This is a genomic window from Segatella hominis (genome assembly GCF_019249725.2).
GTDB lineage: Bacteria > Bacteroidota > Bacteroidia > Bacteroidales > Bacteroidaceae > Prevotella.
This window is the reverse complement of sequence record NZ_CP137559.1, coordinates 2,701,926-2,715,122: the sequence shown is the minus strand read 5'-3', so window position 1 is coordinate 2,715,122 and position 13,197 is coordinate 2,701,926. Positions and strand designations below refer to the sequence as shown.

At 49.0% G+C, this 13,197-nt stretch carries 3 protein-coding genes; all 3 read left to right on the top strand.

All coding sequences use genetic code 11. From position 1 onward, the window contains the following. The first annotated feature begins 64 nt into the window (after positions 1 to 64). The 3 genes from KUA50_RS11035 (at position 65) to KUA50_RS11025 (ending at position 12,893) form a co-directional block, all read left to right on the top strand. Positions 65 to 2,545: a hypothetical protein gene (locus KUA50_RS11035; RefSeq protein WP_218456111.1), complete on the top strand. Its 2,481-nt coding sequence runs from the start codon at positions 65 to 67 to the stop codon at positions 2,543 to 2,545. A gap of 176 nt (positions 2,546 to 2,721) precedes the next feature. Then, complete coding sequence (locus KUA50_RS11030) at positions 2,722 to 6,105, top strand: M6 family metalloprotease domain-containing protein (RefSeq protein WP_218456112.1); 3,384 nt, start codon at positions 2,722 to 2,724, stop codon at positions 6,103 to 6,105. A 47-nt stretch (positions 6,106 to 6,152) separates the two neighbouring features. Next, on the top strand, positions 6,153 to 12,893 hold the full coding sequence (locus tag KUA50_RS11025) for a choice-of-anchor J domain-containing protein (protein WP_218456113.1): 6,741 nt from the start codon (positions 6,153 to 6,155) through the stop codon (positions 12,891 to 12,893). Positions 12,894 to 13,197: the final 304 nt, after the last annotated feature.

Sequence of the window (13,197 nt, the reverse complement as noted above, 5' to 3'; positions counted from 1 at the left end):
GCTAAAGGTGCGTGATGAGTTACGAATAATAAATTTAAATATCATAATTTAAAAAGTCGAAAGTATGAGAAAAGTTTTACTTTTTGCGACAGCATTGTGCCTTTCTTCTGCAGCAATGGCACAGACATCAATTGAATCAGCTCTCGATGCCAAGAATGGTGAGAATACCTACAAGGTAGAGAGCAGTGAGGCTAAGAACACTTATTGGAAGTTTACAGCAGACAAGAACTATCTTGCCAAGGTATCTCCATTGTCTGGATCAAGCAATGTTCCTACTGTATTTACATCAGTAGAAGGAACAGACTCGCTCACCCTGGGTGGTGCGGGCTTGAAGTATCCTTCTAAAGCGTATGCCTTGGAAAAGGGTAAGACCTATTACTTCATTATGAACATGATGGGTGAGTCGGGCTTCAACCTCGACTTGTCTGAGATGTCTTCTTATGGCAAGGGTCTCTCTCAGGAGAATCCTGCCGAGTTGAAGGTAGGTGAGGAGTTGTACCTGGGTAATCCGCTGGGTGCTCAGTATGAGAACACTACTGCCTATGTTACCTATACAGCAGAGAAGACTGCGCAGCTTCAGCTCGCTTTCTCAAGCTATGTTTCAGGTGCCAATGTGAATGGTAATTATGCTTCTACAAACTATGATCAGGCTACAGGCGGATATGTACTGAAAGTGAGCGTAGAGAAGGGTAAGACTTATACCATCGCACTGAATCTTCAGGGTAGTGTCGTTACAAACTCTAAGCTCGTAGAGGTGAAGGCTGGTTCTCTTGAGATGCCATTCGCCTTGAACGAGGGTGAGAACAAGGTACCTGCCGAGAAGGGCGACTACTACTTTACTTATACTCCTACCAAGACGGGTTATCTGAACATCTCCAGCGATGCTGTGCTTGCTGGCGGTCAGGTAAAGGTATATTCCAACTTGAACAATATCACCTATCAGCAGGTAGCGGCTTCTTCTGAGCCTGGTACCTATAATGTTCGCGTTGAGATTCCTTATACAGGTACTACCTATTATATTGTAGTGAACAAGTTGCAGGATTCTGCTGCCGAGGATGTAATCAAGGCAGAAATGCAGGCCTACCAGCCAGGTGAGACTGTGAATACAGCCTTCGAATTGACTGAACTCCCTGTAGAGAAGACTTTGCCTAGTGCCAAGGGTACCTATTATTATAAGCTCACGGTTCCTGCCAACACAGAGAAGTTTGTTACGGTTGAGACTGATGCCAATTTCGATGCAGCTACTTCTATCATCTTCTACAACCAGCAGAATGGCGAGTATGGTGCTGCTACTGTAAAGGATGGCTTGCTGAAGACTTACGTTGGTGGCCAGTCTTACGAGATTACTTATATCCTGAAGGTTACAGCCAATGAGGATAATCCATTGGCATTCAAGGTTTCATATCTGGATGTAGAGAAGGGTTCTCTTGCAACAAACCCAGCTGAAGCTGTGGAGGGTGAAAACGAAATCACCGTAGAGGGCACAGAATACTTCAAATATACAGCTACCAAGAATGGCAAGCTCAATGTGGAGGTTGAACCAGGTGTTACCGTCAGCTTCCCTAAAGGTACAGGCCAGTGGGATGGTGAATACACAGCCATCAACAAGGGTACCGACTTCTTTATCGAGGCTACTGCCGGAACCACTTATCTGATTAAGGTATCTGGTGCAGCCCAGGGTACAACCATGTATCTGGAAGAGAAGGAGTTCGCTGCCGGTGAGTCTCGCACCAACCCTATCGTCATGGAGGATGATGAATATACATTCACCAAGGCAGGTGCTGCTGACCTCTGGTTGCAGTATAACGTAACTGAGGATGGTGTTCTCGACTTCGCCTGCGACCAAGGCTATAATGGTGGCAGCGACCGCATCGAAATCTTCAAGAATGAGGAGCCATACGGAACTACCATGATGGGTACTGAGAACTTTGGTAGTGTTTCAGTCACCGTATATAAGGGTAAGGTTATCGTTAGCAAGGGCGATAAGCTCTATATCCACTGCGTTATCGCAGGTAAGGTTACCGGTAGCAAGATCAAGTTTACCAAGCATGAGGCTGAGCCAGGTGAAACTGTAACCAATCCATTGGTTATCACCAAGGGTAAGACCGTAACAATTACAGGTGCTTCCCGCAGTACTCCTGTATGGATGAAGGCTTCACTCCCTGCTGGTACAACCACCTTCCGTCTGAGCGGTTACTTGATGACTGCCCTCTATAACAGTCTGGAGGATGCCAAGAATGGCGCCAATGCCGAGGAGGTAAGAACCAATTACGTACAGCTGCCTGATGGCTCTTACGTTTATGAGTTTACCAAGGAGATGAAAGCAGCTGGTGATGTTTACTTCCAGTTTGTTGATTCATACGGTGCTACCGACTTCACATGGATGAATAACGATGCAACTGGCATCTGGAACATCGAGGCAGCTGGCAACAGCAAGGTATCTATCTTCAAGATGGATGGTACTCAGGTAGACCAGATTTCTGGCAATGGTGTATATATCATCAAGTCTAATGGTAAGACTAAGAAGGTTGTCATCAAGAAGTAATGGGTCTTAGCATGATGGCGCATATATAATATAAAAAAGGTGCAAGTGGGGTACAAAAACTCCGCCTGCGCCCTTTTTTCGTCAAAATGCCACTTGCTTTAGGCCTGTTGTTACAACAGAAAAAGAGAAGAGAATTAAGCATTTATTAATAATACACATTAAAAAACGAGAAAACTATGAGAGGTCTCAAAAGACTGCTTTTGGCTTCCGTATTGTGTGCGGGATATACCCAAGCCACTTGGGCTATCAAGGCATATCCCCATCCAATCATGATGCGGCAGCCTGACGGCACCACCTTGTTGGTAAGAATACAAGGTGATGAGAATTTCCACTTCGTTACTACCACGGATGGATTTCTCCTGAACAAAGACAAGAAGGGTTATTTCTGTTACGTGGATTACGACAAGAAAACCCAGAAGAAAGTGATGACCAAGCAGAGAGCACACAATGTGGATGTGCGCTCCGACAAGGAGAAGAAACTCCTGGAGTCACTGATCAGTGCGAAAGATGCCACTGCCGACATCTTGAGCGGAACCCCTATCATGAAGAAGGCGCCTAACAAGTTCCTGAGCCGCCGTATCGTGGCTCCCCACAAGTATGCTGTTGAAACACGAAGCGGCGAAGCTGCTGTCAAGGAATCGCAGTATCTGGTGGTCCTGGTTAACTTCCAGGATAGCGTATTGCGCCACACCCAGCAGGACTTCGACCACTGGCTGAACCAGCCTGGCTACAGCGAGAACGGTGGTACGGGTAGCGTGAAGGATTATTACCGCGACAATTCCATGGGTCAGTTTATCCCTAACTTCAAGGTAGTGGGGCCATACACCCTTTCCAAGCCAACAGCCTACTATGGTGGCAACAGCAGCGACACCAACGGTACTGATACCAACCCACGCGACATGGTGAAGGAGGCTGTGGAACTCGCCAAGAAGAACAATCCTGATATGGATTTCCGCCAGTTTGATAACGATGGCGATGGCATCATGGACAACTGCTACGTAATCTATGCCGGATATAGCGAGGCAAGTACTGCCAATGATGATGATATCTGGCCACACAGCTGGTATCTGGACGACAACACCACCATCGATGGCGTGCTGATTCACGACTATTCCTGCTCTGCCGAGCTGGTAGGTATGCCTGGTACTCCTGTAGTTCCATCTATGGATGGTATCGGAACCTTCACCCATGAGTTCGGCCATGTGCTGGGTCTCAAGGATATGTATGATACCGATGATACCAGCAATGGTAAGGGTATCGACCCAGGTGCCTACAGCCTTTATGCTTCAGGTAGTTACAACAACGACAGCCGCACTCCTCCTTGCCTGATGGCATTCGAGCGTATGCAGCTGGGCTGGATGAAGGAAGGCGAGGACATCGTAGAGGTGAAGAACCCTGAGGATGTTACCCTCACTGCCATCGCCGACAACAAGGCGCGCTTCATCAACTGCCAGCCAGACCGTACACCAGGTACAGGTATGGAGTGGTTCATCCTGGAAAACCGCCAGCAGACGGGTTGGGACAAGTATATCCCAGGTCATGGTCTGCTCATCACTCATTACGACTATACCGATGAGATGAAGAAAGACTGGTGGGATATCAACGGACCAAACAACAGCGCCAAGCATCGCTGCATGTATATCGTGCCAGCCGACGGCATCGACAACGAGGTGACCCGTAGCGGCGATACCTATCCAGGTAAATCTGCCAATACATCTTTCACAGATACCACCACACCTAATTCCCTGAATTGGGCGAAGGAACCGGTTAACGTGCCTATCACCAATATCATGGAGCAGGACGGCAACGTGATGTTCCAGGTTAATGGCGGTACCAGCAAGTGGAACTTCATCAAGACACTTGTGCCAGAGAAGATTTACGATACACAGGCAACCTTCAAGGCAAACGTCGAGAGCAACAAGGTAGATGTGGACGAGGTAGGCTTCTGCTGGAAGGAAGGCGCTTCTGCCGACCCAACCCTCAGCGATGGCGTGAGCGCAGCAGGAAAGGTGGAAGATATCAAGAATGCTTCTTTCACAGCCAAGAGCCTGCAGCCAGGAACCACCTACAGCGTACGCTCTTACATGAAAATGAGCGATGGCAGCATGGTATATGGTTCACCGGTTCCATTCACTACCGAGTGGGCATACGCCAACGTAACGCTCAACACCCCATTCTACCAAGACTTCAAGCAGTGGAGCGACGGAAATCCTGACGGTTGGAAAATCGTAGATAACAACGGCGACGGTACCACATGGTTCCAGGACGAAAACCAGGGAGCTGTCCACTACTCACTCAACTATTGGAACGACGCAGATGACTACCTCATCGGTCGCCGCCGCATCCATGTGCCGGAGAAGGGAACCCTGTTCTTCACACGTGGCGTAATAACCCAAGAAGGTGGTGCTATCGGCGTAGAGAACCTGGACGTATTGGTATCTACCAAGACTAACGATATCAACGACTTCCACGTAGTAAAGCGTTTTTCTTTTGCCGATTACTTCGGCGCACAGCACATGGAGGAGGTAGATCTGAGCCAGTTTGTCGGCAAGGACATCTACGTAGCCTTCCGTGTATGCTCAGAGAGGTTGCAGAACGACCTCTGGCTCTGGGACGTGATGGTGACACAGAAGCTCGACACGCCACAGAACGTGAAGCTTGAGCGCACTGCTGACAACATGCTCACCGCATCATGGTCGCCAGTGGCTGGTGCAACAGACTACTATCTGTGTCTGGCAAGAGAGACCACGAAGACCAACTCCGTGTCTGAGTTCACGCCAATCGATTCATACCAGAACGTGAAGGGTAACGTGGTATTGGGCACAGGATCCGTAGAGTTCCGTGGCAGCGGCTCCGTCACCACACAGGATTGTCCAGAGGGTATCACGGGCTGCAACTTCATCGTCACCACATCCGGTCCTCTCGGTACGTCAGAACTTTCCGTGGAGGGAACCCAGGACGGCAAGACATGGACCGCCGTAGGTGCCAAAATCAGCCTGAAGGAGTATGACTCCGAGGGTCAGGAAGAACAGTACAAGGACTACCTGGAGGGCAAGAAGTACAGACAGCTGCGCTTCAACTTCAAGCATGGTGGCAGAAACGGACGCATCAAGTACCTCACCCTCATCTACAACGATGGCAAGGAATACGAGAAGTTGGCTGCCGGTTCTGTAGGAAATGCCACAGCGGTGCCTATCAAGAACAAGGAAGACGGCGAGTACGATGAGGGCAAGTACCGTGTATGGGTATCATCCGGCTGGAACGGCCTCTACTACGACGAGTCTGTCCCTGCCTACTACCAGGCAAGCACTTCCACAGCCATCACCGACGTGATAGGCGATTCTGGCATCAGCTTCAGTGTGAACGGCGGCAACGTACAGGTGAACGGCATCAAGCCAGGCTACACCGTAAACTGTGTTTCGGCAGCCGGCATACAGCTCTTCTCTGGCGTGGCTAACTCTGGTAGCATGAGCTTCCAGGCACCTGCGGGTACAGGCTTTGCCGTCATCGCCGTATCGGGCGAGGGAAAGACGTATCGCACCAAGATTATCATCAGATAATCGTGCAAGTTTTTTAATAATAACTCATAGCATCAAATAGAACATTTATGAAACATTATAAATATTCTGCCATCTTGTTGGCGGCAATGACCTGCGGAGCTGTATGGGCTTCGGTGGATGCGCTGACTGATGGAAAGAAGGGTGAAGGCGAAAAGGTGAAGCCATCGGAGAATTTCGTGGCTCAGTCTCGCAAGGCACCTGTCGTTCGCTATACCAAAATGAAGGTGGAAGGCAATGCCGAAGGTGTGCCTTACGGACTCCAACTGATGGGTGTGAACGACAAGACGGTGAAGTTGAGCTGGATTTCACCAGAAAAGACCGATGGCTACTTCGATGATTTCGAGAATCATCAGGACTTTGCCATCAATTCAGCTGGTAACGTGGGCTGGTCGTATATCGACGCCGATAATAACAATACCTATACCTGGCAGGCTTGTACCTTCCCAACTCAGGGTCAGAAGATGGCTTTCGTGGTCGTGAACCCTTGGGAAACCTCTCCTGCGGTGAACGAGAATCCAAATTTTCAGCCTTATTCTGGCAAGAAGATGCTGGTGGATTTCAGTTCTATCGACGATAAGAACAACGACTACATCATTTCGCCAGAGTTGAACTTCGACCGGGACTTCCAGTTTAGTTTCATGGCTCGCACTTACAAGATCGAGGGCGACAACTTTGCCGCTGAGCGTGTTCGCGTAGGTTATTCTACCACCGGCAAGCGTCCTTCCGACTTCAAGTATGTGAACGAAGGTCCATACGTGGAACTGCCTGCGGCTTGGACACTCGTGAAGTATAACATTCCTAAGGAGGCGAAGTATGTAACCATCAACTGCGTTTCTGAGAGTGGATTCATGATGATGCTCGACGACATCTTCGTGGGAACCAACAAGATTCGCCCTACCCGGAGCAAGAAACAGCTGGCTGCTGCCAACCCTGTGGTGGGCTTCAATGTTTATCGTGACGGCAATAAGGTGAACGAGACTCCTATGGATTCTGCACGCTTCACGGATAATGTGCCAGACTATGCTGACTTTACCTATACGGTGACTGCCGTTCATCAGAATGGTCAGGAGTCTGCCCAGAGTGAACCTCTGAAGGTGAGCGTTCCGGATATCCGCCTGTTGCCTTTCGAGGACGACTTCGACGACTGGACGCTCCATGCCGACAAGTGGACTACCGTGAACCTCGACAACAACAAGGAGAGCAAGTGGTCTATCGACTACTACGAGTATGGATTGGTTGACCCATCCGCTACCTACAGCTGGTCGGCTTTGACCAATTACAACCAGGCACTGGAGAGCCGCGAGCTGAATACTCCAAACAAGGACAATACCTACCTGCGTTTCAACCTGCGTCTCCGCAACAGTGAGCAGACCAATGTTGACTACATGGAGGTAGAGTTGAGCTGCGATGGCGGAAAGACCTGGGAAGGTCTCGATGTATTCGACAACTACTCTGGTGGCTTCGACTGGACAACTTATACCTATCCTATCGGTGAATATCTGAGCAATAACCTGTTCAAGATCCGTTTCCGTGCGCATGGCGACGATGCCAAGTGGATTAACTATTGGTACGTAGACGATGTGAAGGTATGGAACCCGGTTTGGGCGAAGGGACAGCTGAGTGTCAAGACTCCATCTGGCACCATCTCCAGATGTCCTGTTACCCTGACTGGCGATAACGGTGCTGTAATCAGCGAGACTACCGATAAGAATGGTGTGCTCAAGCTCGACCAGATAGAGGAGGGTACTTATACCGTAAGTATCATCCGTGAGGGCTACAACGAGTATAAGGGTACATGGACCGTCAAGGCCGATGGTACCAACAACTTCACAGCCAATTTGGAGGCTCCAAAGGTAGCGCTTTCTGCCAACACCGTGAGTGCAGACCTGGAGGCTGAGGCTAACATCACCAAGAACTTCACCATCAAGAACGAGGGTAACGGTCCTTTGATCTGGTATCTCAAGGAGAATACCAACAAGGGCACCGGCGACATCTCTCACCGTTGGGAAACCATGCCATCATGGAACACCTCCGGCGACTTGCAGAGGTCTATCGCCTTCGATGGTGAGTACTACTATACCACCTCTTCCGTAGAGTTGGGTAAGTTCTGGAAGTACGACAAGAACGGTAAGTTCATCGAGCAGTTCTCTATCCCAGAGATGTATTACAAGCTCTACGACCTTGCCTTCGACGGCCGCTACTTCTACGGCAGCGACTGGTCTAACCGTATCTTCAAAATCGATTTCGACAACCGTCGCATCGTGGATATCATCACCGTGGGTGGTGTTTCCGACTTGAAGATTACCCACTGTACCTACGATCCAGCCTACGACGGCTTCTGGATTGGTACCTTTACAACCATCGGATTGGTTGACCGCAAGGGTAAGTTCATCCGTAAGATGGCTGCCTTGACTACTGATGGCAACATCGCTGTCTATGGTTCTGCCTACGATAACGTAACTCCTGGAGGTCCATACCTCTGGTTGTCTGATATGACTGCCGAGTCTTCAAATAAGTTTGATAAGCTGCAGCTCCGTCAGTATGACATCGCCAGGGGTGTATTGACAAATGTGAAGCACGTATTGACCGATGTTCCTGGTTATGTATTGGGTGGTCAGGCCACTGGTCAGAACTATGTCTGCGGTCTGTTCTCTTCTATGGATGTAGTTCCAGGCAAGTTGGTTCTGATGGGAATACTCAACCAGAGTCCTAACCTGGTATTCAACTATACCCTGGCAGAGACCAACAAGTGGCTCAACCTCTCTCCTAAGCATGGTACGCTGGAGCCGGGTGCAGAGCAGGTAATCAACGTAGGTCTCGATGCTCTGGAGGCAAAGAAGGGCGACAGCTATGCTACAACAGCTACTTTGTTCACCAACCCAGAGTTGGAAGCACAGACCATCAGTTTCAACCTGAATGCCACATCTGAGTCTTCTGCTCCACGTCCGTTGAGCCTGAAGGCTGAGCCTAAGGCTGCCTCTGCCGTCCTCACATGGGCTAAGGGCAATGGTGCAGCTGTGGCAGATGGATATAATGTATATCGCAACCACGTGAAGGTGAATGCTGCTCCAGTGAAGGAGATGCAGTTCACGGATACCAAGCTGGTTTACGGCAAGTATTCTTATCAGGTGACAGCGGTCTATAATGGCAAGGAGTCGGCAAAGAGCGATTCTGTAGTAGCCTTCGTCAGCGAGGGTGCTCAGTATTATGCTCCTCTCAACCTCACTTCAAGCATCAAGAACAACAAGAATGTTCACCTGAACTGGGATTCTCCATTGTTAGAGGCTGCCCATCGTGATACCATGAGCTGGGCTACCGGCAAGCACGAGGATGAGCTGGGTCTGGCTTCAGGCGGTTATTTCTTCGCAGGTGCCAAGTGGGATGCTGAAGATTATATTCCTTACCGCAACAAGAAGGTTTCTTCTGTTTCCATCCAGTTGGTTAACACAGTTACCTATCTTGCACCTCGTATCTATGAGGATGGTAAGATTATCTACAGCAAGAAATATAGAGGCGAAATCAAGTATGACGGTTCATTCACCGATATTCCATTGGAGAAGGATATTATCCTGAAGCCAGGACATTCTTATATCTTCGCATTCCAGATCATGAACGATGCGGATGTACATCCTCTGAGTCTCGACGACAGCAAGGCAGTGAATGGCAAGGGTAACCTGCTCTCTGTGGATGGCAAGAACTGGTTTACTGCAGCTGAGTCGGCTATTAGCGGTAACTTGAACATCCGCGTAAACGTGGCTCCTAACAGCAACGATACTGAGGAAACCCCTGTGGGTTATAACATCTATCGTGATGGCGTGAAGGTGAACAGCATTCCTGTGGCTGGTCAGTCATTCGATGACGTTCTCTCTAACGCAGGTACCTACAGCTATCAGGTAACATCTGTATATGCTGATGGCGGTGAGTCTGAGTTTGGCGGCAAGACTTCTGTTGAGGCTTATGCCATCGAGAACCAGACGGCTCCTCATCACCTGGATGCCACTGTAACCCGCAACCGCGACATCTCACTCCGTTGGGATGCTCCTACCGTTTCTGAGATGTCAATCCCTGCAGATGTAGCTAAGCGTCCTGTAACAACCGATGCAGCTATGCCTGAGTTCGTAAGAGAATTCGACGGTGCGAAGTCTTCTATGGCTGTGGCTACCGACGGCAAGTACATCTATACCTCTATCTATAACGAGGATGGTAGAATCGATGTGTTCTCTATGGATGGCAAGAAGGTGAAGAGCTGCGTGGTAAGCGATATCGACGGTATCCGTAACCTGGCTTACGATGGTCAGTATCTCTATGCAGGCGACTACAGCACCAAGATGCACGTCATCAATCCTGTTACCATGAAGTTGATGAAGAGCATCGATATCTCTGAGTACTCACGCCACTTGGCTTACATCCCAACACTGGATGGCGGCAAGGGCGGCTTCGAGGTCGGTGACTGGGAGACCAGCATCTACATGGCTAAGGATGGTAGCAAGTTGGCTACAGGTCCTGTCCTGAAGGGTGCTTCCGGCACAGCTTACTACGATGGCAAGCTCTATGCTTTCGAGCAGGGCAATGAGGCGAATGCCTATACCATCGGCATCTATGATATGGCAAGCGGTGAGCGTGTAGGCTCGCTCGATATGGGCAAGTATCTTGAGATTGACAACATCTCTTCTTACAAGGCAGGTGGTATGTCTTCGTTCGTATCTCCTGAGGGCATCACTTACATGTTGCTCGCTCTGCAGCGTCAGGGTGCTGCTACCAAGTTCGTCGTTCTGGATATGGGCGGCTTGAAGACGGTGGCTGGTTACAATGTATATCGCAATGGCGAAAAGTTGAATGGCGAACCGCTCACTCGTCGTTTCTATCAGGAGACCATGAGTCAGGAGGGCAATTACGACTACAGCGTAGAGACCGTTTATATTGATGGTACTACTTCGGCTAAGTCGGCTGTTGCCACAGCTACTATCGTGGCTTCTGGTGATGCTAAGGTTCCTGAGAATGTACAGGCAGTGCAGTCAACCTATGGCTACAACGTGCTCCTCTCGTTCAAGGATCCTGATATGTACAAGACTGCTGCTTCAGTCAACTCATTCGAGTCTTCTGTCAATGATACAGAGGTATTCGGTGCAGAGGGCGAGAGCTACAAGTCTAACTGGATGGTAAGTTCTGACTACTCATTCGATGGCAGCAAGTCGATTGTTGCAGCTCAGAAGGCTGAGGCATTCGGTGTTGTGAAGGCAGAGGGCATGAAGTATGTTCGTCTTGCAGCAAGAAATGCTGATGACCATAAGGGTAATGGTACATTCGATATCTATTATTCTGTAGGTGGTACTCACCGTGACAACTTCATCCGTCTGCAGACTGTGACAACCACAGAGCAGTGGCAGGATGTGATGTGTGAGTTGCCTGAGGGTACAGAGTACATCGGCTTGGCCAAGGCTGCGGGTAATCCAGACCAGTATATCGACGGTGTAAGCTTCTACAAGGAGGCACCTCAGACCGACTGCTACGGATTCGACATCTATCGCAACGGCGAGAAGATTACCGCTTCTCCGGTACAGGGCATCTCTTACGTAGATCACAACCTTTTGATTGGTCATTATGATTATCAGGTGAAACTGGTTACCAAGAACTCTGCAGAGAGTGAGTTGAGTGATGCAGTAAGCCTCGATCTCTATTATGACAATGGTAGTCTGGCTCCAACCTCTCTGCGTGTAGAGAACAATGGTGGTACCAGAAACCTGACCTGGCAGACTCCTGCCCTGGGTGAGCCTATCTACTTGCGTTGGCACGATGGCAACTGCTACGATGCAGCCGGTCAGCCTAACGGTGGTGCCTTCTTCGCAGGTGTCAACTGGTTTGCAGAGGACTTGAAGGATTACGGTCATCTGGCATTGAGCGATGTAGAGGTTTACATCAATCAGGTTCCAGATGCTCTCTATGTATTGGTTTATCAGAACAATACGTTGGTTCGCCAGCAGTTTGTTCCAAGCCTGAAGGAGTATGCCTTCAATACCATTCATCTTGACGAGCCACTCCCAATCGACCCTACCAAGAGTCTCCGTGTGGCAGTATATGTAGAGCACAACCAGATTACAGTGCCTCTGGGTTACGATAAGGGCCCTGCTCGCAGTGGTCGTGGTGACCTTTATTCTTCTGATGGTATCTCATGGAGTACGATGGAGGATTCAGGTGCTGATATCGATGCCAACTGGAACATTTCTGTTGGTTTGAGTCCATACTCTCCTGCCAGCTCAATGAAGGCAAGAAAGCAGGGTGCTGAGGTTCTCACATTCAAGCCAAAGGCAAATGTATCAGCTGCACCATTGAAGGTGGCTCATGTGGCACAGGGCGCAACTTCTCAGAAGAATGCCTTCCTGGGTTACAATGTTTATCTGAATGGTGACAAGTTGAACAACGACTTCATCTCTGGTAATTCATACACAGATAATTCTTCTGTTGTTGGCAATTATCTTGAGTATCAGGTAGCAGCCGCTTATTCTGTTACGGGTGAGCAGTATTCTAACAAGGTGACTCTTGTTGTTACTGGCATCGATGGTGTAACAGCCGATAAGTTGAAGATTACTATTGCTGGCAGCACATTGCGTATCGTGGGTGCTCATGCAGGCGACAAGGTAGCTGTTTATGCTGCTGATGGTAAGTTGGTAGTAAATAGTGTTGTAACCGACGATTATGTTCAGAACATTTCATTGTCATTATTGCCAGCCGGCACATACATCGTGAAGGTAGGTCATGATACCGTGAAGGTTCGTGTATCTCATCGATAAGATTCGATTATAAACAAAAAAAGAGGGTGCATTGCAATTGCGATGCACCCTTTCTTTGTTTTAACCAAATACTATTCACAATCGTATTTATAATCTGCCGGGCCATCAGCATCAACTGGCCAGTCTGGATTCTGAGTAAGAGTACTCATGCCGGCAGCCTTCTCAAAATCCTCGATGATGAAGCGAGCCACCTCGTTTCGTGGGTAGCGCTTGCTTGTTGAATTCGCGAACGGTCTTATAGTTCGAATTAAGTTAAATATTTATAAAAGTTTTGATTAAAAACTCGTAACTTACACATAATTAA